At 66.7% G+C, this 25,493-nt stretch carries 25 protein-coding genes; 10 read left to right on the top strand and 15 right to left on the bottom strand.

Annotated elements, in window-relative coordinates; genetic code table 11:
• Nucleotides 1-182: 182 nt before the first annotated feature.
• On the bottom strand, nt 183-644 hold the full coding sequence (locus IG171_RS17545) for a DUF3817 domain-containing protein (protein ID WP_212128601.1): 462 nt from the start codon (nt 642-644) through the stop codon (nt 183-185).
• A gap of 151 nt (nt 645-795) precedes the next feature.
• Nucleotides 796-2,805 (bottom strand): M28 family peptidase, encoded by a 2,010-nt coding sequence (locus IG171_RS17540; protein WP_212128600.1) that lies wholly within the window; start codon nt 2,803-2,805, stop codon nt 796-798.
• A 346-nt stretch (nt 2,806-3,151) separates the two neighbouring features.
• On the opposite strand from IG171_RS17540, the gene IG171_RS17535 reads away from it, so the two are divergent.
• Together IG171_RS17535 and IG171_RS17530 are read left to right on the top strand one after the other, a co-directional pair.
• A complete protein-coding gene (locus tag IG171_RS17535; RefSeq protein ID WP_249203794.1) occupies nt 3,152-4,255 on the top strand; it encodes a VIT1/CCC1 transporter family protein in 1,104 nt (367 codons plus the stop codon).
• On the top strand, nt 4,252-5,139 hold the full coding sequence (locus tag IG171_RS17530) for an aminotransferase class IV (RefSeq protein WP_212128598.1): 888 nt from the start codon (nt 4,252-4,254) through the stop codon (nt 5,137-5,139). The genes IG171_RS17535 and IG171_RS17530 overlap by 4 nt, the downstream gene beginning before the upstream one ends.
• 66 nt (nt 5,140-5,205) lie before the next feature.
• On the opposite strand, the gene IG171_RS17525 is transcribed toward IG171_RS17530, so the two are convergent.
• Nucleotides 5,206-5,406, bottom strand: coding sequence for a hypothetical protein (locus IG171_RS17525; RefSeq protein ID WP_212128597.1), 201 nt, complete (start codon nt 5,404-5,406; stop codon nt 5,206-5,208).
• A gap of 292 nt (nt 5,407-5,698) precedes the next feature.
• Between IG171_RS17525 and IG171_RS17520 the strand changes: the two genes are divergently transcribed.
• Nucleotides 5,699-5,998: a DUF4235 domain-containing protein gene (locus tag IG171_RS17520; protein WP_212128596.1), complete on the top strand. Its 300-nt coding sequence runs from the start codon at nt 5,699-5,701 to the stop codon at nt 5,996-5,998.
• A gap of 51 nt (nt 5,999-6,049) precedes the next feature.
• Here IG171_RS17520 and aroD read toward each other — a convergent pair whose 3' ends face one another.
• Nucleotides 6,050-6,859: a type I 3-dehydroquinate dehydratase gene (gene aroD / locus IG171_RS17515; protein ID WP_212128595.1), complete on the bottom strand. Its 810-nt coding sequence runs from the start codon at nt 6,857-6,859 to the stop codon at nt 6,050-6,052.
• A gap of 44 nt (nt 6,860-6,903) precedes the next feature.
• Here aroD and IG171_RS17510 point away from each other — a divergent pair, with 44 nt between their 5' ends.
• From IG171_RS17510 to IG171_RS17480, 7 genes are all read left to right on the top strand, one after another.
• Nucleotides 6,904-7,716: an alpha/beta hydrolase gene (locus IG171_RS17510; protein ID WP_212128594.1), complete on the top strand. Its 813-nt coding sequence runs from the start codon at nt 6,904-6,906 to the stop codon at nt 7,714-7,716.
• A gap of 331 nt (nt 7,717-8,047) precedes the next feature.
• Entirely contained in the window at nt 8,048-9,457 is a 1,410-nt protein-coding gene (locus IG171_RS17505) for a glycine betaine/L-proline ABC transporter ATP-binding protein (protein WP_212128593.1), read from the top strand.
• Entirely contained in the window at nt 9,457-10,323 is an 867-nt protein-coding gene (locus IG171_RS17500; RefSeq protein WP_249203793.1) for an ABC transporter permease subunit, read from the top strand. The genes IG171_RS17505 and IG171_RS17500 overlap by 1 nt, the downstream gene beginning before the upstream one ends.
• Before the next feature lie 38 nt (nt 10,324-10,361).
• Complete coding sequence (locus IG171_RS17495; RefSeq protein WP_212128592.1) at nt 10,362-11,363, top strand: glycine betaine ABC transporter substrate-binding protein; 1,002 nt, start codon at nt 10,362-10,364, stop codon at nt 11,361-11,363.
• A gap of 297 nt (nt 11,364-11,660) precedes the next feature.
• Entirely contained in the window at nt 11,661-12,587 is a 927-nt protein-coding gene (locus tag IG171_RS17490) for a glycine betaine ABC transporter substrate-binding protein (RefSeq protein ID WP_249203792.1), read from the top strand.
• Nucleotides 12,588-12,663: 76 nt separating this feature from the next.
• Complete coding sequence (locus IG171_RS17485; protein ID WP_249203791.1) at nt 12,664-13,233, top strand: methylated-DNA--[protein]-cysteine S-methyltransferase; 570 nt, start codon at nt 12,664-12,666, stop codon at nt 13,231-13,233.
• A gap of 320 nt (nt 13,234-13,553) precedes the next feature.
• Nucleotides 13,554-14,489 carry a hypothetical protein gene (locus IG171_RS17480; RefSeq protein ID WP_212128589.1) on the top strand — a complete coding sequence of 312 codons (936 nt, stop codon included), beginning with the start codon at nt 13,554-13,556 and terminating at the stop codon, nt 14,487-14,489.
• A gap of 267 nt (nt 14,490-14,756) precedes the next feature.
• Here IG171_RS17480 and IG171_RS17475 read toward each other — a convergent pair whose 3' ends face one another.
• The 11 genes from IG171_RS17475 to IG171_RS17425 all read right to left on the bottom strand — a co-directional run bounded on the left by IG171_RS17475 (nt 14,757) and on the right by IG171_RS17425 (nt 25,492).
• The gene (locus IG171_RS17475; RefSeq protein WP_212128588.1) at nt 14,757-15,227 is read right to left on the bottom strand and encodes an isochorismatase family protein; all 471 of its coding nucleotides are present in this window, start codon (nt 15,225-15,227) and stop codon (nt 14,757-14,759) included.
• A 61-nt stretch (nt 15,228-15,288) separates the two neighbouring features.
• A complete protein-coding gene (locus IG171_RS17470) occupies nt 15,289-16,542 on the bottom strand; it encodes an amidohydrolase family protein (protein ID WP_212128587.1) in 1,254 nt (417 codons plus the stop codon).
• A 49-nt stretch (nt 16,543-16,591) separates the two neighbouring features.
• Nucleotides 16,592-18,607: a prolyl oligopeptidase family serine peptidase gene (locus tag IG171_RS17465; protein ID WP_212128586.1), complete on the bottom strand. Its 2,016-nt coding sequence runs from the start codon at nt 18,605-18,607 to the stop codon at nt 16,592-16,594.
• 129 nt (nt 18,608-18,736) lie between these two features.
• Nucleotides 18,737-19,498: a hypothetical protein gene (locus tag IG171_RS17460; protein WP_249203790.1), complete on the bottom strand. Its 762-nt coding sequence runs from the start codon at nt 19,496-19,498 to the stop codon at nt 18,737-18,739.
• Nucleotides 19,495-20,997 (bottom strand): HAMP domain-containing sensor histidine kinase, encoded by a 1,503-nt coding sequence (locus IG171_RS17455; RefSeq protein WP_212128585.1) that lies wholly within the window; start codon nt 20,995-20,997, stop codon nt 19,495-19,497. The genes IG171_RS17460 and IG171_RS17455 overlap by 4 nt, the downstream gene beginning before the upstream one ends.
• Nucleotides 20,994-21,746, bottom strand: coding sequence for a response regulator transcription factor (locus IG171_RS17450; protein ID WP_212128584.1), 753 nt, complete (start codon nt 21,744-21,746; stop codon nt 20,994-20,996). The genes IG171_RS17455 and IG171_RS17450 overlap by 4 nt, the downstream gene beginning before the upstream one ends.
• Complete coding sequence (gene mnhG, locus IG171_RS17445) at nt 21,736-22,131, bottom strand: monovalent cation/H(+) antiporter subunit G (RefSeq protein ID WP_212128583.1); 396 nt, start codon at nt 22,129-22,131, stop codon at nt 21,736-21,738. The genes IG171_RS17450 and mnhG overlap by 11 nt, the downstream gene beginning before the upstream one ends.
• A complete protein-coding gene (locus IG171_RS17440) occupies nt 22,121-22,672 on the bottom strand; it encodes a monovalent cation/H+ antiporter complex subunit F (RefSeq protein ID WP_212128582.1) in 552 nt (183 codons plus the stop codon). The genes mnhG and IG171_RS17440 overlap by 11 nt, the downstream gene beginning before the upstream one ends.
• Complete coding sequence (locus tag IG171_RS17435) at nt 22,669-23,259, bottom strand: Na+/H+ antiporter subunit E (RefSeq protein ID WP_212128581.1); 591 nt, start codon at nt 23,257-23,259, stop codon at nt 22,669-22,671. The genes IG171_RS17440 and IG171_RS17435 overlap by 4 nt, the downstream gene beginning before the upstream one ends.
• Complete coding sequence (locus tag IG171_RS17430) at nt 23,256-24,839, bottom strand: Na+/H+ antiporter subunit D (RefSeq protein WP_212128580.1); 1,584 nt, start codon at nt 24,837-24,839, stop codon at nt 23,256-23,258. The genes IG171_RS17435 and IG171_RS17430 overlap by 4 nt, the downstream gene beginning before the upstream one ends.
• On the bottom strand, nt 24,836-25,492 hold the full coding sequence (locus IG171_RS17425; protein WP_349252159.1) for a Na(+)/H(+) antiporter subunit C: 657 nt from the start codon (nt 25,490-25,492) through the stop codon (nt 24,836-24,838). Before IG171_RS17425 ends, IG171_RS17430 begins: the two co-directional genes overlap by 4 nt.
• Nucleotide 25,493 lies beyond the last annotated feature (1 nt).

Genomic DNA, 25,493 nt, shown 5'->3' with positions numbered 1-25,493 from the left:
CAGTGGGCCTTTCATCGTTTGAGCTGGTGCACGTGAGTCGGTGCGCGGCACCGACCCTGTCGTGCTCATCCTATGCGAGCACACCGACCCCGCATAGAGATCACCCTCGCCGAGGCTGCCGACCGTGATCAGGGCGAGCCCGGTGCCGGCTCACCCTCCCCGCGCCGAGGCGGGCCCGCGGCTCACTTGCCCCATTCGCCGGGAGGGCCGGCCAGCAGCAGGCCCGAGAAGACGAGGATGACGAAGATGAGCCCCAGACCGATGGCCGACCAGGGCGAGCGGATGCACCAGGCGGTGAGCTCTTCGAACCAGCCCTGAGGCGTGCGTCCGTCCCGGCCCAGACCCCAGTCGCCCTCGAGGGACCCGGTCTTCTCCACGGAGCGTTCGAAGGGAATCGTGGCATACGGGATGATCGCCGACCCCAGTCCGATGGCGATGCGGCGCTTGCTCCACTGCTGCGAGGTCCCGACGCCGATGACGGCGATGACGAAGCAGATGAAGACGAAGCCGTGGATGCCTCCGCCGATGCGCACGCCCACCTCGGTGGTGTGGGTGACGTATTTGAGGATCATGCCGAGGATGAGCAGCGACCAGGTGACGGTCTCGGCGATGGCGAAGAACTTGAAGAAGCTTTTGGGAGTCACGAAAGACCATTGTGCCCGGACAAGGTGAACGGCCCCTGAGGGCCGGCGAGAGGTGCGCAGAGCGACGCGGGCCGGTGAACGTCGTTGTTCACCGGCCCGCGCGGATCACGGCGCCTCAGGCTCGACGGGTCGTGCCCGTCGGCCGTTCGGCTCAGCTCTTCTGCCGGCGGCGCGAGCCCAGGGTCATCACGACACCGAGCACGATGAGCGCTCCGGCCGAGAGGACGAGAGGCAGCGCCTCGTTGCCGGTGCGCGGCAGGTCTCCGCCTCCGCCGTCACCGGCCCCGGGGCCTTCGTCGGCGGCGACGACCTCGAAGGATCCGGTCAGCGGATCTCCGCCCTCGCAGTCGACGGCGACCTCGTAAGCGCCGATATAGGACTCGACCTTCGAGTCATCGAGGCCGCGGACTCCGAATCGGGCCGTGGAGTCCTCGCCGACCTCAGCGGTCTGCTCGAACTTCTCGATCTTCCCGTTCTGCGGGTCGACGGTCATCGTCGCCGTGGTGTCGGCGGTGCAGCCGGTGGCTGTGACCTCAACGCCCTTGTCACCGACGAAGTCCGGAGCTTCGATCGTCTTCGGATCGATGCTCAGTGCTCGTTCGTCAGGAGTTTCTGTCGGCGTCTCCGTGGGCGGATCGGTGGGGTCCGTGGGAGGAGTCGTCGGTTCGGTCGGCGGGTCCGTCGGCTCATCGACGAGTTCGTAGGCCAGTGTGTGGACGGCGAACCCGATCGCCGGAGCGAAGATGTCGAGGGACTCCTGACTGACGTTGTCGATCGTGTCGGTCGGCTGGTGGTAGTTCGTATCGTGCTTCTCACCGACCGTGCCGCCGAACATCTCGGCCTCCTCGGCGGTCTTCGTGCCGTCGGCACCGGAGAACAGGCCGCTGGCGGGAACGCCGTTGTCGATGAACGCCTGGTAATCCGAGCGTCCGGAGAAGTCCGTGCCGACGTTCGGCTGGTCGATGTCGGCGAAGTAGTCGGTGAAGACCTTCTCGAGCTCGGCCGAGCCCTCGGGGACGTTGACGTCATCGGGGATCGGAACGTCGGACCCATCGGAGTCGAGCGTGCCGACGATGAAGTTGTCCGAACCGATCATGTCGAAGTTCATATAGGCCTTGATCTTGCCCAGCTCGGCCTCGCTGAGGCCTTCGACGTATTCCGTCGAGCCCACGAGACCGACCTCTTCAGCACCCCACCAGCCGAAGCGGATGGCATCGTCGACCTCGGTCGGCTGTTCGGCCAGGGCCTCGGCCGAGGCCAGGAGGGCCGCCGAGCCGGAACCGTTGTCATTGACCCCGGGCCCTTCTGCCACACCGTCGAGATGGGCGCCGAACATCTGCACATTGTCATGGTCGCCGGCCTTGGTTTCGGCGATGACGTTCCAGGTCGTCGAGGTGACGAACTCGGTCTCCAGGGTGAAGTCGGCCGTCGGGACCTCACCCTCGGCCGCCTCTTCGACCTCGGTGAGCAGGTCGTTGCCGACGTTGTAGGTGGCGGTCACAGTCGGGGCGCCGTTCTCGATCCGCTCGCCGAGGGTGGCGTTGAGCTCCTCGTCGGGATTGTCGGTGTCATTGTTGTAGATGATGACTCCGGCGGCCCCGGCATCGGTGGCGGCCTGGGTCTTCTCACCGAAGGAGCAGGTCCCGCGGACGGCGAGCACGAGCGCGCCCTCGGCGGACTCGTCGTAGTCCGCGGCCTCGCAGCCGAGCTGCCCGCCGGCCAGATCGCCGTAGTCGTCATCGACCGGCAGCACCACGGGCAGATCGGTCAGCGGCTCGGTGGTGCCCTCCGTCAGGCTGGCCGGAGTGACCTCGAGCTCCTGGCCGTCGACGCTGACCTCGACGGTGTCGAACGTCTGCTGTTCGACCTCGAAGGCCTGCCGCTCGACGTCGAAGGCGCCGGTGGCCTCGAGGGTCGACTCGACGTACTCCACGGCCTCTTCGTAGCCGGGAGTGCCCAAGGACCTGAAGCCCTCGTCGGCATGGGAGGTGGAGATATCGGAGATCTTCTGCAGATGCTCCATCACGGCACCGCCGGTGACGCCCATATCAGTGTGTTCGGTCGGTCCGGCGGTTCCCGCCGCCGCGGCCGGATTCACCCCGCCCAGGACCATGCCGGCCGCGGCGGTGGCCGCCAGCCAGGCCTTCGTGCGCAACTTCATGGAGTTCCTTTCGCTCCTCGTTCGTGCCGCAGAATCACATGGGAGGCACGCGCCGGAACCGACCGCCGCGGTGTGGCCTTTCACACCGGCGTCGGCCCTGTCGACTGCGCTGTGGGGAAGCTCGATTCTGACGTTCCGCCACGACTCGTCATTGGTAACGAATCGATTCCTCTATAACGAAACGGTGACACAACTCACATTGGGCTTTAATCTAACCCACATCCGAGAGGTTTAATATCACGAATTGATAACAACCGGTCACCGAATGGTTTCGCACCTGCGGAACCGACCCGCCCCGACCGGCACCCTGATGCCGAAGTCACCCGGGCCGATTAGACTTGGACCAGTGACGACCAACGAATCCGTCGGAGGGGCCCAGCCCGCCTCGCCCGACAGACGAACCATTCGCCGCTGGCAGCGCTACCTCGCCAATGAACGGCTCGAGGAGCGGGTGTATCGCGATCTCGCCGAGCGCCGCTCGGGAGAGGACAGGGAGATCCTCTTGGCACTGGCCACCGCCGAGTCACGCCATCAGGAGCACTGGATCTCACTTCTGGGCGAACACGCTGACAAGCGCCGCTCCGCAGACCTCGTCACCCGTTGCCTGGCCTTCCTCGGTCGCATGTTCGGCTCCGTCTTCGTCCTCGCGCTGGCACAGCAGTCCGAGACGAGCTCGCCCTACGAGGACGACGAGGCGGCCTCGGCCGAGATGGCCGCCGACGAACGCATCCACGCCGAGGTGGTCCGGGCCCTGGCCGCCCGGTCCCGCGCCCGGCTGTCGGGCAACTTCCGCGCCGCCGTCTTCGGCGCCAATGACGGCCTGGTCTCCAACCTCGCACTCGTCCTCGGCGTCGGTGCGGCGGGGGTGTCGAACTCGGTCATCCTGCTGACCGGCGTGTCCGGGCTGCTCGCCGGCGCCCTGTCGATGGGCGCCGGGGAGTACATCTCCGTGCGATCGCAGCGCGAACTGCTCGAGGCCTCGACCCCGGACCCCGAGTCCCGGCACGCCCTGGCCGATCTCAACATCGACGCCAATGAGCTCGCCCTCGTCTTCCGCGCCCGGGGGATGGAACCCCGCGACGCCGAGGCCCGCGCGAACCGGACGATCGCCGCGGCGAAGAACCGGAAGGCACCGAGGCTGCCGGCCCTCGATCCCGGGGTCGACCGCGATGAGCTCGGCACAGGCCTCGGTGCCTCCGTGTCGAGCTTCTGCTTCTTCTCCTCCGGCGCGCTTATCCCGATCCTGCCCTACATCTTCGGCATGTCCGGACTGGCCGCGGTCTTCCTCTCCGCCGGACTGGTGGGCATCGCCCTGCTGATCACCGGCGGCATCGTCGGACTGCTCTCGGGCAAGTCGCCGGGACCGCGCGCGCTGCGCCAGCTCGGCATCGGCTTCGGGGCCGCGGCCGTGACCTACGCATTGGGACTGCTCTTCGGAGGCACTGCATGACCGACACGCTCATCCTCGTCGACCCCACCGCGTCGACGTACGAACTCACCGAACTGACCGCCGCTCAGCTGCCGGTCACCGATCTCTCGGCCCATCGCGGAGACGGAATCTTCGAAACCGTGCTGGTCAGCCTGCATGGGGACGAACCCACCATCGTCTCGCGCGACCGTCACTTCCGACGGTTCTGCGACTCCGCCTCGGCGCTGGATCTGCCCGAACCCGACCCACAGCTGTGGGATCGGGTGATCGCCGCGGTGATCGCCGAGGTGACCGCGGCCGATCCGTCGATCACCGAGTTCGGGATCCGCTATGCGATGTCACGCGGGAGCCAGAACGACGACGGCGAGACCCGCCCCCGCGGCTGGGCGTTCCCCGTGCCCGTGGACGAGCACATCCTCACCATCCGCACACGAGGCATCACCGCTGTCAGCCTCGACCGCGGCTATGACGCCTATATCGGAAGCAAGGCTCCCTGGCTGCTCCTCGGCGCCAAGACGCTGTCCTATGCGGTCAATCAGGCCGCCGGTCGCTATGCCGGAGCCCACGATGCCGATGAGGCCCTGTTCGTCTCCCACGACGGCATCGTCCTCGAGGGACCGACCTCGAATCTCATCATTCGCCGAGGCGACCGCCTGCTCACTCCCGATCCCGACGCAGGCCTGCTCTCGGGCACGACGCAGCGGCTGATCTTCGACCACGCCGATGAACTCGGACTGCGGGCGGAATACGCCGATCTCAGCCTCGAGGACGTCAAGACCGCCGACGGCGCATGGTACGTGTCATCGATGCGCACGGCCGTGGCGCTGCGCGAGCTCGACGGCAACGCGATCGCCGTCGACGAGGTGCTCACCGAGAGGTTCCAGACGATCATCCGAGCAGGCTGACGTTCGCGGCGAACCGCAGGGGCGGCGCGCCCTCGAGGCGGGCGGCTCTGTCGCGACCCGGGCGGCTCAGCGACGGGGCAGGGCCTCGGAGGTCGGCGATGCCGGGAGCGTGACGGCGAGCACGAGGCCGAGGATGCAGGCCGCGCAGCCGGTCAGCCACAGCAGCCAGAAGATGCTCGAGAGTCCCGGCAGCAGCGCCAGGACGAATCCGAGCCCACCGCAGACGAACAGCCCGACGACGATCCTCGTCTTCCACTTCTTTCCCATGACGGGCCTTTCTCTGATGCGCCTCGGGGCCGGTCGTGCCCGACTGCCCGCGTCCGACTGCGACCGAAGCGTGACACCACGCTATCCCGCCGCGCCCGCGAGCACATCCCCCGAAAGTATGAGATGGGCCCGTCTCGACCGGCAGCCTCGCCGCTGCGCTGCCGGACCCGGCCCACCGCTGTGCCGCTGGACCTGCGTCGCCGCGTCCTGCGTTAGTGTTGACTGCGACGGAACACGTCTCCCCTGGCGCAGCGTCGCCAAGGGACCTCGCTTCACAGGAAAGGACACGAGCATGGGAAAGCTCGCTTGGCAGATCATCGGCGTGGGAGCGCCCATCGCAGCCGCATTCGTCGCTCGCAAGACCCTGACCTTCGCATGGGAGAAGTCGACGAAGCGGCCGGCGCCGTCGAACCCCGTCGATGACGAGGTCTCGATGTCCGAGGCCCTGGCCTGGACGATCGTCTCGGGCGTCGGGGTGGCCGTGGCTCAGCTCGTCGTGCAGCGCATCGCCGCGAACACCGTCCGCAACAGCTTCGGCGAAGAGGCCCTGCCGAAGAAGTTCCGCAAGCAGGCCGAAGAGATCTCCGACTGACCGACTCAGCGGCCACGAGAGGCCGCCGTCGACCGCGTCTGCCGCTGCCCGTCAGTCGCAGACGCGGTCGAGGATCTCGGCCAGCCGGACGGCGTCGATCTGGCCCGGCGCCGAGGCCCGGCCGACCTGCGCGAATGTCGCGCAGCTGCCGAAATCCGCCCCCATGATCCGACTGGCCCGCCCCGCGGGGCCCATCGAGATGCCGAGCACGGACACACTCAGCGAAGAATCGGCCTCGTCAGTCGCGGCCAGCAGTCGCGCGACCTCGGCCGGGTTCTGCGGCATCATCGCCACCTTGGCCACATCCGCACCGGCCTCACCCATGGCGCGGAACGTCGCGAGCAGCGACTCATATGAGTCCGTGGACTCGAAGCTGTGGTGTGAGGCGATGACCGCGATTCCGGCTTCCCGTGCCGAGGCGATGAGTCCCGGCGCCTCCGCCCGGTCGATCTCGACGTCGACGGCCAAGGGCACCGGGCCCCCGGTCAGTCCGGCGATCAGACCCCGCATCACCTCCGCGTAATCGCTCTCGCCGATATCGACGAGCCCGCCTTCGAACGCGGTCCGGACGGTCACCAGAACCGGCAGGCCGGCCCCGGCGGCGGCCGGAAGCAGGTCGAGAACCGCCTCGGCGGGCGAATTCCCAACACCGGGGGCTCCCTCAGCGCCCAGCGAACGGGCGAGCAGCGGATCGACGCGCCATTCGATGACATCGACGACGCCCGTGGCTTCCGCCGCCGCGCACTCGGCGGCGAGCTCATCGGCGTCGACGGCCTGAGTCGGAACGATCACGGCCGGTCGGGCAGGATTGCGCACGGCGGGCGTTCCTGCGGCAGGATTGAGAAATGGCAGTGGCTTCATGCCACAAGCGTAGGCGCAGATCGAAAACAGGCAGGAGAGCACGGGTGGAGACGAGGAACGCTCACAGGATCCGCACACGCGATGGCTTCCCGCTCACGATCCAGGTCAGCGGTCCCGACGATGCTCCCGCGCTCCTCCTGCTCCAGGGACAGGCGAACTCCCACGAATGGTGGGACGGTCTGCGCGAGGACTTCGAACCGGCGCTGCGCACCATCACCTTCGACTACCGAGGCACGGGCGGCAGCCGCGGTGGGCTCGACGAGCTGTCGACCGCGAGCTTCGCCGCCGACGCCGCCGAGGTGCTCGACCGCCTCGGCGTGGATCGGGCCGCCGTCTACGGCACGTCCATGGGCGGACGCGTCGCGCAGATGCTCGCCCTGGACTTCCCCGAACGGGTCAGCGCGCTCGTACTCGGATGCACGTCCCCGGGCGGGAAGCATGCGATCAGACGTCCGCGCGAGGTCGGTCAGTCCCTGGCCCGCCTGCGCGGGGCCGAGCACATTCGCTATCTGTTCGATCTCTTCTACACTCCGAACTGGACGGTGTCGCCGACGCACAGCAAGCTGCTCGGCGATGGCACGATGACGGCCGCCGAGTCAGCCGCTCACCTGCGCATCAGCGCCAACCACGATGCCTGGGACCGGCTGCCCGAGATCCAGGCCCCCACGCTCATCGTCCACGGCGACGAGGACCGGATGAATCCGGTCGGCAATGCCCGCATCCTCCACGAGCGCATCGCCGGCTCCCGGATGCTCATCTTGCCCGAGGGCCGCCATGGCTTCTTCGAGGAGTTCGCCGAAGTGGTCACCCCTGCCATCGTCCGATTCCTGTCCTCGGCGATGCCGAGTCCCGCCTGAGCCCAAGGCCGCTTCCTGCAACAAAAAATCTCATTCGGTAGCAAACCCATTAACGGAACATCTATCTGTTCCAACTGCCGATTATAACAATCAAGTAACGCACGGTGGTATATCGTCCCAGGTCAGACCCCTAGTCAAGAGCGCCGCGCCGGATATCTGGGAAAGAATCTCTGCCGAAGTTACTGAACAAACCTACAATGATGGATCAGATATCCGTGTGCGGTGAGGCCTGTGCGCAATCGAGCCAATCGGATCGACGTTCACCGAACCGTGCAAACGGGGGTGAAGCCTCTCGTTCTTGCGGAGAGCCAAGAATGCAAGGAGGAAGCACATGAGCGTTGTCGTCAAGGCATCACATGTCTACAAAGTCTTCGGCAAACGGCCGAATGAAGTGATCAAACGGCTCGAGGAAGGTGCCGACCGAAACGACCTCACCAAAATGGGTATGGCTGCCGTCATCGACGCGAGCTTCGAGGTCGAAGAGGGCGAGATCTTCGTCGTCATGGGCCTGTCGGGTTCGGGTAAGTCGACCCTGATCCGTACGCTCAACGGGCTGTGGGCGCCCACAGCGGGGACCGTCGAGGTCCTGGGAACCGACATCTCGAAGGCGGATTCCTCCGCCCTGCGGCAGGTCCGCGGCAAGCATGTGTCGATGGTGTTCCAGCACTTCGCACTGCTGCCGCACCGCACGGTGCGAGAGAACGCCGCCTACTCCCTGGAGGTCCAGGGTGTGTCGAAGGCCGAGCGTTTGGAGAAGGCGGAGGAATGGCTCAAGACCGTCGGTCTCGACGGTTGGGGAGACAAGTACCCGCAGCAGCTTTCCGGCGGTATGCAGCAGCGCGTCGGTCTGGCGCGAGCGCTCGCGGCAGAGACCGACATCCTGCTCATGGACGAGGCGTTCTCCGCACTCGACCCGCTGATCCGTCGCGAGATGCAGGAGCAGCTCGTCGAGCTGCAGTCGAAGCTGAACAAGACCATCATCTTCATCACCCACGACCTCAACGAGGCGATGTTCCTCGGCGATCGGATCGCTGTCATGCGTGATGGCCGCATCGTCCAGATCGGAACCTCCGAGGAGATCCTGACGCAGCCGGCCGATGACTACATCGCCGAATTCGTCCAGGACGTCGACCGCACGCGAGTGCTGACTGCGTCGTCGATCATGCGCGAGACCGAAGCCACGATCAGCATCGAGGCCGGACCGCGCCTGGCCATGAAGACCCTGGAGGACAACAACTCCTCCGGTCTGCTCGTCCTCGACGAGAACCGCACGGTCGTCGGACTCGTCAGCGACCGCAGGGTGGTCAAGGCCGCCCGCGAGGGAAAGCACACGATCACCGACATCGTGGAGAAGTCGGACCTGTTCACGGTCAGCCCGGAGACCCCGATCTCCGAACTCTTCGCCCCCAGCTCCACGGCCAAGGTTCCGCTGACCGTCGTCGATGAGAACCGGCGTCTGCTCGGAATCGTCCCGCGCGTGGCCCTGCTCAACTCCATGGCCGATCCGGGCCCGGCCACCGGCGAGATCCCGCCGGTCAAGGAGGAGTCCGAACCGATGCTCGTCTCACCGAGTGCGGCCGAGGCCGACAGCGCGAACGGTGCCGCGTTCACCGACGAGCAGTCGACACCGGCAGCAGCGGGGGCCCCGGTCTCCAAAGGCACCGCCACCGGCAGTGAAGCGGATCAAGGAGCCGGCGCCACCACAGGGGACGCGGCCGACAGAGAAGGAGGTAAGCACTGATGGACTTCATGAATCCGCGGCTGCCGCTCGGTGACTGGGTCAATGACTTCCTCACCTGGTTCACGTCCGCATTCCAGGGGCTGCTCAGCTTCATCAACCTCGTCCTCGGCGGCCTGTACGACTTCCTCTACCTGATCTTCTCCTCGCCGGTCTACCTGATCATGATCGTCATTCTGGCTGTGATCGCGTACTTCACCGCCGGATGGAAAGTCGCCCTCTTCACCCTCATCGGGTTCTACTTCGTCCGTGCCCTCGACCAATGGGACAACACGATGTCGACCCTGGCTCTGGTCATCGTCGCAGTCCTCGTCGCGCTGATCATCGCCGTTCCGCTCGGCATCCTCGCCGCCAAGGTGAGCTGGGTGTCGACCGTGGTCAAACCGATCCTCGACTTCATGCAGTCGATGCCGGCTCTGGCCTACCTGGTTCCGGCGATTCTGATGTTCGGCATCGGCCAGACTCCGGGCGCGATCGCAACGATCATCTTCTCCCTGCCTCCGGGCGTGCGGCTGACCGAACTCGCCATTCGCCAGGTCAACACCGAGGTCGTCGAGGCCGGTCAGGCCTTCGGCGCCAGTCCGGGTCACATTCTGTCGAAGATCCAGATCCCTCTGGCGATGCCCACCATCATGGCCGGCATCAACCAGGTGATCATGCTCGCCCTGTCGATGGTCGTCCTCGCCGGCATGGTCGGCGCCGGCGGCCTCGGTGGCGCAGTCGTCGGCGGCATCAGCCAGCTCGATGTCCCGCTCGCCGTCGAAGCCGGCCTGGCAGTGGTCGTCGTTGCGATCTTCCTCGACCGCGTCACTGCCGCCCTCGGCAAGAAGACTCCGATCGAACGCGCCCACAAGGCTGCGGCCGCGTAACCCCGAACCATTCGATTCAAGCAACAAAGGAGAGTCACATGAAATCGACAACCTTGACCAAGTTGGGAGGCATCCTCGCCGCCAGTGCGCTTGCCCTCACGGCGTGCGGAGCATCGAACACCGGCGGCGAGCCCGCCGGCGGCGGTGACGACGACACGAATGCCGGCGGCCAGGACTGGTCGCAGTGCACACCCGGTGACGGGTCGGAGGACGTCGCGGACCTCGAGGACGATGAGAAGGACGTGTCTCTGGGCATCTTCAACGGCTGGGACGAGTCCTACGCCACCGTCTACCTGATCAAGAACGTTCTCGAAGAGGACGGCTACACGGTCAAGACCGAGGAGCTCGACGCCGGACCGATGTTCACCGGTGTGGCGCAGGGCGACATCGACTTCTTCACCGATGGCTGGCTGCCGCTGACGCACGAGAGCTACATCGAGCAGTACGGCGACAAGCTCGTCGATCACGGCTGCTGGTACGACAACGCCAAGCTGACCATCGCCGTGAACGAAGACTCGCCGGCGCAGGAGATCGGCGATCTCAAGGACATGGGCGATGAGTACAACAACACGCTGTACGGAATCGACGCCGGTGCCGGTCTGACGAAGACCACACAGGATAAGGCGATCCCGGAATACGGGCTCGACAACCTTGACTTCAAGATCTCCTCGACTCCGGCGATGCTCGCACAGCTGAAGAAGTCGACAGACGCTGGAGAGAACGTCGCAGTGACCCTGTGGCGTCCGCACTGGGCCTATGACGCCTTCCCGGTTCGCGACCTCGAGGACCCGAAGGGTGCCATGGGCGATGCCGAGCGCATCTTCAGCTTCTCGGGTGAGGAAGCTGCCGAGGAGCACCCCTACGTCGCGCAGCTTCTGCAGAACCTCGTCCTCGACGATGACCATCTGGCCAGCCTCGAGAACCTCATGTTCTCCGATGAGAACTACGGCGGCGACAACCACGAGAAGGCCGTTGCCGACTGGCTGGAAGAGAACCCGGACTTCGTCGACCAGTGGAAGAAGGGCGAACTCGCCAAGTGACCGAGACCGAGCCGACGGGCTCGGCACACCGATGAGGTTCGCCACTGAGACGAACGTCATCGACTGCCGCTGACGAAAGAAGGATACAGCGCAACCAGTGAGGAGGGTGTGCCGCGAACGAAAGTTTGCCGCACACCCTCCTTACTTTTCGCAACCGATTGTGATCACATATGTTCTGGAATGGGGAATTCTCGATTCCGGAACGAATCACCGAAAGGGAATGAAACGGTACGTTCAACGATTCTCAAGCTCGGCAGCCTCGCGGCGGCCTCTGTGCTCACCCTCTCAGCCTGCGGAGTGAGCAACAGCGGAGGCAGTTCGGGAGACGACTCGGCCTCGGCGGCCGGCGACAGGGACTGGACCGCATGCGAGCCCGGATCTGACTCCGAGGACCTGGACTCCCTCGACCCTGACGACGACAAGAACGTCACCTTCGCCGTCTTCAACGGCTGGGACGAGACGTACGCGAGCGTTTACACACTGACGAATCTCCTGGAGAGGGACGGATACACCGTCGACATCCAGGAGCTGGAAGCCGGACCCGCCTACCAGGCAGTCTCCGTCGGTGACATCGACTTCCACACCGACATGATGATGCCGACCACTCATGCTTCCTACTATGATTCGGTCAAGGACGACATCGATGTCCTGGGCTGCTGGTACGGTGCGGCACAGAACACCATCGCCGTCAATGAGGACTCCCCGGCGCAGTCGATCGAAGATCTCAAGGACATGGCCGATGAATACGACAACACCCTCTATGGCATCGAGGCAGGAGCGGGACTGACGAAGGCTGTCAAGGACAACGTCATCCCCGACTACGGCCTGGAGCAGCTCGAATACAAGATCTCGTCGACTCCGGCGATGCTCGCACAGGTGAAGAAGTCCACCGATGCCGACCAGAACATCGCGGTCACACTCTGGCACCCGCACTGGGCCTACAACAAGTTCCCCATGCGCGACCTCGAGGATCCGACGAACTCGCTCGGCGAGAAGGAGATCCTCTACAACGTGGGCAACAAGGACTCCACGGAGAAGTTCCCGTACGTGGCACAGGCAGTGAAGAACTTCGCCATGTCCGAAGAACAGCTCGCTGACCTCGAAGCGCTGATGTTCTCCGAGGACGAGTACAACGGAGAGAACCTGGAAGACGCCGTCGCCGAATGGCTCGATGACAACCCGGACTTCGTCGACGACTACCGCGCCGGCGATCTCGCAGGCTGATCCGATACACTCACAGCGGTCGCCGCCGAGCACTCGCGGCGGCCGCGAACTCCTCACTGGTGAAAGGGGCCGGGCGTTGGGCACCTCCGACCGCGCGATCGGCACGTTTGAGACCCCGGTCGGCCCCATCACCGTGAGCAGCGACGGACGGAGCGTCGTCGGGCTCGAATGGCGCTCCTCCCCCGCCGACGCGGCCGGTGGCGAACCCGACCGCGATCACTCGGCCGGCGCTCGCGATCTCGATCGGGGTCAGGCGACGGACGGCCGCATGGATCCCATCCTCGTCGAGGCGATCGCTCAGCTGCGCGCCTACTTCGACGGCCGCCTCGGCGATTTCGACCTCCCGGTCGCCTTCGGACCGATCTCGGATGTCGCAAAAGCGGTGCTCACGACTCTGTCCGAGACCGTCGAGGCCGGGACCACCGTCACCTACGGCGAACTCGCCGAGGCCAGCGGCACCGGAATTCCGGCCCGTGCCGTCGGCGGGATCATGGGCCTCAACCCGATTCCGATCATCGTTCCCTGCCACCGAGTCATCGCAGGTGACAGCCTCGGCGGCTACTCCGGTGGCCTGCCCGGGCATGAGCTCGAAACCAAGCGCCGACTGCTCGAGTGGGAGAATGCGCTGCCGCAGCCGCTCTTCTGACGCTCGCCCGAACCGACTCATGCGCTCCCTGTCCACAGCATCCGACCTGTTTGTGGTCACTGCGCCGAGGCGAAAACACGGTTCTGGCGTTCTCGCCTCGGCGCGGTGACCATGTCTGAGGCTACTGCCGGGTCCATCACCCCTCGTCAGGTGCCAAACAGCACCGGCTTCACGCGGAATGCGGCATCGGGCTCGTTTCCTCATTGCCGGCACAGCGGCTCGGCTCACTCGCATCCACAGTCCCACCGGACGCCGGATTTCGTCCACAGCCTCTCCGGTCGGCCTTTCCATCCGGGAACCACGATCGTGATGATGCGAGGATGAATGGATATCAGGACAAACGCTCCGCACCCCTGCTCTTCCTGTCCGGCGATGCGGCAGACCACGGGATCAGCGAATGGAGGCTCCGAGCCCCCGAACCGACCGAGCGAGTGACGTACGGAGTCCGCGCAGACCCGAGTCGTCCGGTCACAAGGGTCGCGCCCGAGTGGGCGGACACCGAATGGGACCGCACGGGGTTCATGCTCCGCGCCCTCCAGTTGAAGTACCCGCAGGTCGCGGCCAGCCACGCGTCGGCCGGGGTGCTCTATGGGCTGCCGCTTCCCGGCGACTGCAAGGATGGACAGCTGCACGTGTCCACCGCTGATCGGAATCTGCGGATCCGCCGTCCCGGAGTCGTCCTGCACCGCGTCGCTGATTTCCAGTGGACGAATGTGCTCGGCCACCAGTTGATGACTGCTCCCTCGCTGTTCCTGCAATTCGCCGCTTCCCTCGATCTCCTTTCGTTGGTCATGGTCGGGGACGCGATGATCGGCAGCTGGCATGGCCCGCGGCTGTGCACTCTCCCGCAGCTGACGGACCACTTCTCATCGCGGAAGTCGGTGAAGAACCGACGCGGAGTCGAGGACGCTCTTGTTCTCATTCGACCCGACGTGGATTCCCCCAGGGAGACCGAGCTGAGGCTGTGGATCATGTCGGTCGGTCTGCCCGAGCCCGAAATCCACCCCCAGATCTTCTGCCAGCAGTTGAGCACAACGATTCGGCCGGATCTCGGCTATGCGGCTGCACGGTTGGCGATAGAGTACGAAAGCGATTTCCACCGTACCGACAGGCGGCAGTGGAATATGGACATCGACCGAGAGAACGCGCTTGAGCACGAAGGCTGGGCACTCATCAGGGTCACGTCGCGCACCGATCGGCGCATGCTCGAGCGGCAGATCCGCAGTCATCTCGAACATGCCGGCCTCTCTCTGTGACGGTCAGCCCCGGATCCCGGACCCCGCGGGTGGGCATCGAACCCGGCGGACCTCCGGACCCCGCGGGTGGGCATCGAACCCGGCGGACCTCCGGTCCCGGTGGAGGGGCCTCGAGCCCGGCACAGGGGCGGCGCAAATCGCCCCGGCGCACGAGCATTTTGTGGTCACCGCACCGAGGCGAATCCGACTTTTCGGCCGCTGCGCCTCGGTGCGGTGACCACAAACGGCGAGTCACAGGCCCGCGTGAGCGTGGATGAGCGCCTGAGCCTACATCCGCAGCCAGGTGTCGGCGGTCTTCTTGACCATGGCTCCGGCCTCCTCCGCGGCGTCCATCCAGTCGACGGGCTCGCCGTCGAGGTCGGTGGTGGAGTCGGAGAGGACGATGACGTCGAAGTTGCACACGAGCGCCGCCATCGCCGAGGCGTAGACGGCGCCGGGCGCATCGTCGGCGCCGGCGATGACGATGCGGTCGACGGCCATGTCGTGCAGACCGGGAGCGAGGTCGTTGATGCCCTCGAAGATGTCGGGATTGTCCGAGCGCAGGACGAGGTCCTCCTCGTCGGGCACGAATACGCTCAGCTCCTCGTCCGGGGTGTCCGCGAGGCTCTCCTTCGTCGAGGCGAAGATGAGCACGCCGCCCACGGTGCGAGTCCGGGTGACGATCTCACCGAGGGTCTCCATGGCGTCATCATTGGGGTAGCTGGCGTCGTCGGTGTCGATGAGGAGCAGGGCATCCATACCCCAATCGTGCCATGGCCGGCGAGCGCAGACGAAGCGGGCCCGTGCTCGCACCGCGTCGTCAGTGGCTGTACCAGGTCCGGCGAATGCTCATATCGCGATCGAGCAGGAGGAGGTCGGCCGGCATGCCCGGGGCCAGGAGTGAGTCTGCGGCGGGCCCGTCCGTCGGCCCCGCCGCCTGCCCGGCCGTCAGGCCGAGGGCCCGGAGAGGCACGAGACCGGCCGCCTGCACGGCTTCGCTGGGACTCATTCCCACCTCGGTCACGGCGCGTCTGACCGCCTCCCCCATGGTCAGAGTCGATCCGGCGATGGCGCCGACCGATCCGTCCGCGGTCACGAGCCGGGCCACGGAGTCCTCGACCCTCACCGGCAGCGATCCGAGCATGTAGTCACCGTCGCTCGTCCCCGTCGCGGCCATGGCGTCGGTGATCAGGGCGATGCGCCCCGGCACCAGCTCACGCAGCATCCGCGCGGCCGGGGCCACGACGTGCACGCCGTCGTTGATGAGCTCGACGGTGACATGCTCGGCCTCGCGGGCGGCGAGGATCGGGCCCGGAGCACGGTGGTGGATGCCGGGCATGGCGTTGAAGGCATGGGTGAGGATGCTCGCGCCGGCGTCGAATGCGGCGGCGGCCTGGTCGTAGTCGGCGGCGGTGTGGCCGAGGGCGACGCGCACCCCCGCCGAGGTGAATCGCGCGATCGCATCGAGCGCACCGGGCAGTTCGGCGGCGATGGTGATCTGGGCCAGCGTCCCATCGGCGGCGGCGAGGATCGCCTCGACCGCCTCGGGGGTGGGTGCCGTGAGCACCTCGGCTGCGTGCGCGCCCTTGAAATCCGGGGCCAGGAACGGGCCCTCCGCGTGCAGGCCGATGACCTCGGATCGGTCCCGGACGAGCTCGGCGCCGGCGGTCAGCGACCGACAGAGACCGTCGATCGTGTCCGAGACGTACGACAGCGCGAGCGCGCGCGTGCCGTGCCGTCGGTGCACGGCGAGGATCGTGTCCAGCCCCGCACGGCCGTCCTCGGCGCTGGCTCCGCCGGCACCATGGCAGTGGATGTCGACGAAGGCCGGCGCGAGGTATCCGCCCGCGCCGTCGATGACCTCGACACTCGCCGAGGCGGCCAGATCCTTCCAGCCGTGCCCGCGCCCTCGTGCGATGACCGTCTCGCCGGATACGGCGATCCACGTGTCCGCGGATTTCTCCGAATGGTCCGCGGGATCCCCGTCGAGGATGGAGGCATCGTGGACGATCGCCTCGGTGCGGGCGAGGTCGGCTGCGCACACGGCGCTCGGTGGCTGTGCGGGCTGCGTCATCGGTGCTCTCCCATCGGCTCGGGCAGGTTCCAGCGGATCGCGTCGGGGCTCACCCCAGTGTCCGGACCCGGTTCGCATCGATTCCGAGCACATGCGCGTCCAGGAAGGCCAGCACGGTGCGGTACCAGACCTCGGCGTTGCCGCGGCCCAGGATCCAGTGGCCCTCGTCCGGGAAGTAGAGGAACCGGTGCTGCGTGTCGCCGTCCCCGTCGAGCGGCGTCTTCGCCTGGGTGAGCAGGTCGAGCCACAGCTCCTGGCCCTGCCCGATCGGCACCCGGTAGTCCTTGTCGCCGTGGATGACGAGCAGGGGGACCTCGATCTCGGCGGCGAAGCGGTGCGGGGAGTACTCGGCCGACTGCTTCCGCATCGCCTGATCCCAGGAGGAGTTGTCCGTGGTCCGGCCCATCGAGGTGGTGTTCCACAGGGAGGCGTGGGTGACGATGCACTTGAATGTGCTGCCCGTGTGTCCGGCGACCCAGTTGGCCATATAGCCGCCGTAGGAGCCGCCGGCCAGGCCGATGTGCTCCTCGTCGATGTCCGCGCGCGCCCCCGCGGCCTCGGTCAGTGCCATGATGTCGGTGAAGGGCCTGCCGCCGAGCTGCTGCTGACCGCGGTCGATCATGGCCTGCCCGTATCCGGTGGAGATCGCCGGGTCCGGCAGCAGCACGGCGTAGCCGGCGGCGGCGAAGGGCCCGGGGTTCCATCGATAGGTCCAGGCGTTCCACGATCCCCACGGCCCGCCGTGGGCGAAGACGACGAGCGGGTGCGGTCCCTCCCCGTCGGGCAGGACCAGCCATGCGCGGATCGGGGTTCCGTCCTCGGCGCGGGTCTCCACTTCGGTCAGCGTGCCCTCCTCCTCGAGGACGGTCGCCGGGTTCGCGAGTTCGCTGATGACGCCGGAGCCCAGGTCGATCGAGACCGGCAGGGGTGCGACATCGATCGCCGAGGCGGTCGCGACGACCGTGTCCCCGCGCAGTCGCAGGCCGGAGAACGAGTACTTCTGCCCCTCGCCTCCGACGAGGCGCCGAGGTCGCGCGTCACCGAGCGCGCCGATGAAGACGCTGCCGCGACCGTGGTCGTCGGCACTGGCCACGATCGTCGTATCATCGGCCCAGATCGGACAGAACCAGAAATCGGCTTCGGGCCAGACGGGTTCCAGGGCCGCCGTCTCGAGGTCGAGGACCATGAGTTCGACGGCGAGGTTGGTCTCCGCGGTCCAGAACTGCTCACGGCTGACCAGGGCTCTGGTCCCATCGGGGCTGATGGCTTCGATGCCGAATCCGTGGTCTGCGGCCGGTTTCGTCAGGCGGCGGAGTTCGGGTTCGCCGTCGAGGTCGATGCGCCAGATCTCACTGGCCTCGAGCTGGCCGGGAATCGGCTTCTCGAGCTGCACGAGAACGAAGCGGGCCTCGTCGTCGACGGCCCAGTCGACGAGGCGGCCCGAGGGCAGGGACAGGTACCGGAAGTCGAGTCCGGTCGGACGGCTGAGTTCGTCGGAGACCTCGGGGAACTCGGACACGGCCTCGTCGAGTCTGGCCACGGCCAGGGTCTGTGTGCCCGGTCCCAGGTCATGGTCCCAGCGGCGGATGGGGAAGCCGGTGTGGAGGATGCCGCTGACCTTCGCCTCGCTGCGTTCGGCGCTGAACTCCTGGTGGTCGTTCTCGTCGGCGGCCCACGTATGCACGGGGAATTCGACGATGAGGGTGTCGCCCTTGATCTCGATTCTGGAGAAGCCGCCGTCATGATCGGCGAGCTTGCGGGCTTCCCCGTTGTCCGGCAGAGCCCACAGGCCAGGGCTCTCGGCGTCCTTGCCGTCCTCGCCTCGGCGTTTGGCGGCGAAGACGATGGTGCCGTTCTCGGCCAGGGCCACGGGGCCGATGGACTGGTCACCGCGGGTGATGCGGCGGGGCCGCTCACCGCTGATGTCGGCGAGATGCGTGAGGTAGGAGTTCCCCTCGGAGTTGAGGAGGGAGTACTGGGCGATGACGCGACCGCTCTGATTCGTCAGGAGACCTTGCAGGCGGCGGGCGTCGAGGAGTCGGGTCACAGCGTCGTGGGTCGTCATTCCTCCATCCTAGTTCTCAACCGGGAGTCTGGGACGGACCCGGTGGGGAAACTGCCCGGCGCCCCATCGGAGCAGGGAAGATGCCCCGCGTACCGGAGAGGTGGGGAAACTGCCCTGCGTCCCGGAGGACTATCTGAAGTTCGGCGTCGGGACCCTTTGGCCGTCGATCGTCACCGTCGTCAGCATCTTCTCGAGTTCCTCGGCGGCCTTCGCATGCGTTTTCAGGGCGCGCATTTCGATGGAGAGATTGACGAGGCGTCCGTTGATCTTGTATCCGGTCTGCACCCCGTACATGAGGGTGGGTTCGCTGTTGATGGCCAGGATCTCGGTCGGTCCCAGCTCGCCTTGGAAGCTCCAGTACTCACCGGCGTCGAGTGATCCGGTCCTCTCCGACAGCACTTGAGAGTCCTGCTCGGAGAAGTTGTACCGCCGTTTCGCATCGACGACTTCCTGCGCGCTGCTGCCGTATTCGTCCGAGCAGCTGGCCAAGACCACATCGGAGTCGGTGCTGTCGGTGCCGCGGGTGAAGACATGGAACTTGCTCGTGCTTCCGCTGCCCTCGGTCCAGTCCTCGCCGAGGGCGAAGCTGACGTCCACAGGACAGCCGTCGCCGAAGCTGATCGCCTTCTTCGTCATCCCCTCGGGAATGCCCGCATCGGTGGGATCGGCGGTGGGCTGCGCACCCGCGGTCTTCTCCACCGCGATCCGTGCCGGACCCGCCTCCTTGTCCTCGGTGCGGATCTGCAGGACCGAGCACCCGCTGAGGAAGACGATCACCGCGAATGCTCCGACGGCTGCGGCGAGCCTCTTTGGGGCGGGTGAGAGCCTCGAGTCGTGGAACGCCGCCGAGGCACTCGCCGACGCCCGTCTCCGCGACGGTGGAGGGGTCACTGCCGGTCCCTCAGATTGCGCCTGCTCGGGTGCTGCGAGTCCGTGCCCGGCGGCTGCGGGTGGCTCGGTCGAGCCTGCTGCTCGGGCTGGTACGAACCGCTGCTCGGCTGGTGCGGACCGCTGCTCGGCTGGCTGCCGACGGGCGGCTGGCCGTAATGCTGCGGTCCCGGCTGACTGCCGGCAGGTGCCTGGCCCGCCCCAGGAGCCGGCTGACCGTAGCTCTGCGGTCCCGGTGGGCCGTAGTTCTGGGGCCCGGGCTGGCTTCCCGCGGGTGGCTGACCGGCGCCCGGACCTGCGCCCGATCCGGCACTGCCCTGTCCCCCGGCGCCCGGCCCGGCCTTGGGCGGTTTGAACTGTGAGTGCTGACCGGAGTCCGGCGGCAGACCTCCGGAGACGGATTCGCCGGTCGCGCGGTTGATGAGGGCACCGTCGACCCTTTCGAGGCGTCGTTTCGAGGTTCGTCGCGGCGTGCCGAGGATCCGTCCCTGCATCTCGGCCTCGTTGGGCTGCCGCGGCGGGAGGAACCCCGGCCCCTGTCGCGAGTCCCCCTGCTGTGTCGGCTGCACGGCCCGCGAACCTGCGGCCACCCGGTCCATGTGATCGGATACCTGCGGAACGGTCACGGGCGCGGCGTCGGCCAGCACCGGCAGGACCATGCGCACGGAGGTGCCCACCCCCTCCTGGCTGAGCAGCTGCACCGATCCGCCATGACGAGTCACGATGGCACGCACGAGCGACAGGCCCATACCGGAGCCGGCGACCGCGCGCACTCGGGAGCCGCGGGAGAGCTCGTCCCACACGGCCTCCTGCTCAGCCAGCGGGATGCCGCTGCCGGTGTCAGCGACCTCGACGACGACCCAGCGGTGGCCGTCGATGATCTGCTCATTGGCCCGCAGCTCGACGACCTCGGCCGGCGAGGAGTACTTGAGCGCATTGCCGAGCAGGTTGAGGATCGCGGTAAGCAGCAGGTCCTCCTCACCGGCGACATCGGGCAGCCGCCACGGCGCGCGGGCCACAGTGGCCACGATCATCCGGTCCTCGGCTCCCGGTGCCGTCGACGCGTCCTCGACGGCCTGGTGGATGAGCGCATCGAGGTCGACGCGGGCGTATTCGATGATGCGGGTCTCGACATCGGCGAGCCTGCGCAGATCCGCCAGCAGTCGGGCCACCCTGCGGGAGGAGACATCGACCTGTTTGGCCGCAGGCTCCACCTCGGCGAGCGTGCCGCCGTCGCGGACGACTTCACGGATGCTCGCCGCCGAGGTGCGCAGTGCGGTCAGCGGGTTCTTCAGTTCATGATCGAGGCGGATGAGCATCCGATTGCGCTTGGTCATCGAATCCTCGGCCGCGGCGGTCTCGACGGACTCCCGCAGCTGCGCCTCGCGCTTCTTCAGATGCCTCCACCCGAACCACGCGCCCGCGGCCAGGCCGGCGAGCACGAGGACGAGGAGCAGCAGGAACAGCCAGACCTGGACCTCGATGACAAGGAAGTTCGTCATATGCGCCTCTGGCCGTCCTCACCGCGGACCTCACCGACGAAGCGGTATCCGCGGCCCTGCACGGTGGCGATCCACCGCGGTTCGGCGGCGTCCTCGCCGAGCACACGGCGCAGCTCGGCCACGCGCGAGTCGACGGCGCGGGTGCCCACGGCCTCCTCGAACCCCCACAGCACCTCGAGCAGTCGGGAGCGTTCGATGAGCTCATCCTTGTGCACCATGAGGTACTCGAGCAGGGTCAAGCCCTTCGGAGTGATGACGAGCTCCCGCTGGCCCAGCCACGCCCGCCTGCCGACTCGGTCGACGCGCAGACCGAAGCTCGACACCAGCACCGGTGCCGTGGCCAGGGGCGGACCGTCGTTGCGGGTCCGGCGCAGCACGGCCCGGATCCGAGCGACGAGCTCGTGCGGGTCGAAGGGTTTGTTGAGGTAGTCGTCGGCGCCCTCTTCGAGCGCCATCGCCCTCTCGACCCCCTCGCCGACCTGGGTCAGCAGCAGCACCGGCACCCAGTTCTCCTCCTGCCGCAGGCGCCTGAGCACCTGTCGACCATCGGCACCGGGCATGAGCACATCGAGCACGCAGACATCGGGACCGTGACGGTGGATCTCGTCGAGGGCCAGCAGTCCGTCACTGGCGGGCAGCACCCGGAATCCGGAACGTTCGAGGAAGGGCACCACGGCCCCGAGCACGTCGGGCTCATCGTCGGCGACGAGGACGAGCGGTTGGGGCTCGTTGTGATTATCAGCCGTCATGGCGGTCAGTTCCGATTCCTCTCTGCCTCTCCCAAGCGATCTCTCGGGCCTCGGCACGCTCAACAGCCTCGGCGAGTTCGTCTCGGTACAGCATAGAACGACGCAGGTGCTTGGTGCGATAGCCGGCGCGTCCGACCATGTGCGTGGCCACGGGGATCGTCACCAGCTGGAAGGAGATGATGATCGCCAGAGTCGTCACCGTCGCCCAGGTCGGGAACTGGATGGCGATCGCCACGGCGATGAGGATCAGCCCCAGCACCTGCGGCTTCGCACTCGCGTGCATCCGCGACAGCAGATCCCCGAAGCGCGCCAGACCGACCGCGGCCGCCAGCGACAGGAGCGCGCCGAGGAAGAAGAGCACGGCCGAGATGATGTCAAGAACCATTGTTCTCCCCTTCCTCGTCCGAGGTCGCCGTCCCCTTGTGCTCGGCGTCGTCGGGCCCCGGATCGGGCCCGGTGCCCAGCCCCTCACCGGCGGCATCGGCGTGCGGATCGAACGACGGCTCCTCGCTCTCGGTGACCTCATCGACCGTGGAGACGGACGCGGAGGCGGGAGCGGCCTCGGCGGGGCCCTCCTCCTTCGCTTCCTGCGGCATGTGCCAATCGGAGTTGGAGAAGTCGGACAGAGCGCCCGCCTCGGCACCGGGCGTCATCGAATCGGACTTCGACACGTACCGGGACACGCTGACCGATCCGACGAAGCCGAGCATGGCGAGCACGATGAGCACGGGCAGCAGATCGGTGCGGTCGGACATGGCCATATAGCCGCCGAGGCCGCACATGATCGACGCCAGCACCACATCGGTGCCGATCATGCGGTCGAGGATCGACGGTCCGCGCACGATCCGGTAGAGCGCGATGATCACCGAGGCGGCCAGCAGCACCGAACCGGCGACGATGAGGACGTCGATGACGATCTGACTCATGCGCGACCTCCCTCGGTCTCATTCAGCGGATCGGGTCGGGCCCGCAGTGCGGCCAGATCACGATGCGAACCGAGCGTGCGGATGAGCAGCTCCTCGATGTGATAGACCTGCGCCTTGGCACGGAGCAGCTTCTCCTCGGAGTCGCAGTCGAGGAAGTGCAGGTAGAGGATGCCCATCGCCCGGTCGCTGTCGATGATGATCGAGCCCGGGATGAGGCTGGCGGTGTCGGCGATGAGCGTGAGCACGAGGTCCGAGCTCGTGCGCAGGTCGCAGGCGATGACCGAACCGGCGCCGACGGCGCGCTTGCGGAAGGCGAACCAGGCGACTTCGATGGATGCGCGGAGGACCGAATAGAGGAACCACACGCCGTAGACGGCCGCATGCCAGACGTTGAAGCGGCCGGAGAGCACCACGGGCGGCAGGTAGAACACGCGAGTGACGAGGAAGGCGATGGCGATGCCGGACAGAATGGTGAATACGGTCACCGAATCCCACAGCATCAGCCACAGCAGGACGAGGGAGGCCAGCAGCACGAGCTGCTGGACGAAGCTTCTGCCCCGCGTCATACGCGGTCGGTTCACACTCATCGGTCCTCATCTCCGAGCACGTTCGTGATGTAGTCGACCGGGGTCTGCAGATTCTCGGCGGCCCGATTCGCCATCCCCCACAGCGGTTCCGCCCCGAGCGTGAGCGCGATGGAGGCGATGACGACCACCGAGGTGGCCACCACCATAGCAGGCGGCACCCCGATCTGAGAGGTCCACTTCCTCCCGGCCAGCAGCGTCTTCTTCCGCTCGGAGAACTCGTCGACGAGATCCGCGTTCGGCTCCTCGACATCGGCCGGGTCGCGCCAGAACGCGAGGTTGAAGGTACGGCCGATGACATAGAGCGTGAGCAGGCTCGTCACGGTGCCCGCGACGATGAGCACGGTGGGCAGCCACGCATGGTCGTCGAAGCCGGCGAGGAAGAGCGCGACCTTGCCGATGAACCCGGAGAACGGCGGGATGCCCGAGAGGTTGAGGGCCGGGATGAAGAAGATGATCGTGAGCACGGGAGACAGCACCATGAGACCGCCCAGCGACCTCGTCGAGGTGGACCCTCCCCGCATCTCCACGAGTCCGATGGCCAGGAACAGGGCGGTCTGGACGATGATGTGGTGGACGGTGTAGTAGATCGCCGCCGACAGTCCCACATTCGTGCCCAGGGCCACGCCGAAGAGCATGTAGCCGATGTGGGAGACCAGGGTGAAGGACACGATCCTCTTGATCTCCGACTGCGCGATGGCGCCGAGGATGCCCACGAGCATCGTCAGACCTGCGGCGATGAGCAGGGGCACGCGCAGAGAGGACTCGGCGAACAGCAGCGTCTCCGTGCGGATGATCGCGTAGATGCCGACCTTCGTCAGCAGTCCCGCGAACACCGCGGTGACCGGGGCCGGGGCCGTCGGATAGGAGTCCGGCAGCCAGAACGACAGCGGGAAGATCGCCGCCTTGATGCCGAATCCGAGCAGGAGCATGACGTGGAGGATCATCTGCACATCGGCCGGCAGCTCACTCAGACGCTCCGCCAGCTGCGCCATGTTCACCGTGCCGGTCGCCGCGTAGATGATGCCGATGGCGGCGAGGAAGATGACCGAGGACACCAGCGAGATGATCACATAGGTCACGCCCGCCCGGATCCGCTCGGCCGTGGCGCCGAGGGTCAGCAGCACATAGGAGGCGACGAGGAACATCTCGAAGCCGACATAGAGGTTGAACAGATCCCCGGCGAGGAAGGAGTTCGCGATGCCCGCGCACAGCACCAGATAGCTGGGGTTGAACACGGAGATCGGCGTCTCGTTCGAGTCATCGTTGGCGTCCTGGCTCAGTGCGTAGACGAGCACGCACAGGGTCACCAGAGAGGACACGATGAGCATGAGGGACGAGAGCCTGTCGGCCACGAGCACGATGCCGGCCGGCGGCTGCCAGCCGCCGATGGCGACCACCTGCGGCCCGTTCGCGTCGGTGCCGATGAGGATGAGCGTGGCGATGACCATGACCGCGCACAGGATGCCGACCGAGACGATGTTCTGGGCGCGCGTGTTCTTCGACAGGATGAGTGCGATGCCGGCGCCGATGAGCGGCAGGAGCACGGGCAGGGGAACCAGGACGGGCAGGAGATCGATCACGGTCGGTCCCCCTGCTCCCCTGGGTCGTCGGTCTCCTCCGGTCGCTTCGCGTCCTGGGCCTCCTCGGCTTCCTCGGCCTCGTCGGCGCTGTGCGCCCGGGTCTGGGCGTCCACGGCCGCCTCGGCGATGGAATCGGCCTCGGTCCGAGTCGCTGCCTCGTCGATCTCGTCGGCGGTGTCCTCCCTCTCCGCGGGAGTGCCGTCGTCGTCGAGGTCCATGGCGCCGATGATCGGCGATTCGGCTTCATCACCGAACTCGGTGTCGTCGTAGTCCGTGCTCGCCTCCGCCTCGGAGTCGATGACCTTCGTGATCGCGACCTGGAGGTCGGTGTCGTCGTCCTGCAGCGAATCGGCGCGCATGAGCCTCCAGGAGCGGTAGATCATCGCCAGCAGGAACGCGGTCACGGCGAAGGTGATGACGATGGCGGTGAGGATGAGCGCATGCGGCAGAGGATCGGACATGCCCTCGGTCGACAGGTCCTTCCCATCGGTCAACGGTGCCGAACCGCGGCCGGCGGTGAGGATGATGAGCAGGTTCACACCGTTGCCGAGCAGGATGAAGCCGAGCAGGACCCGGGTCAGTGAGCGTTCGAGCATGAGGTAGATGCCGGAGGCGAAGAGGACGCCCATGGCCAGGACCATGATGAAGGGCATG

Origin of the sequence: Brevibacterium sp. SMBL_HHYL_HB1 (assembly GCF_018208375.1) — a bacterium.
GTDB classification, from domain to species: domain Bacteria; phylum Actinomycetota; class Actinomycetes; order Actinomycetales; family Brevibacteriaceae; genus Brevibacterium; species Brevibacterium intestinavium.
The sequence above is the reverse complement of the archived record's forward strand: the minus strand, read 5'-3'. Positions and strand labels throughout refer to the sequence as shown.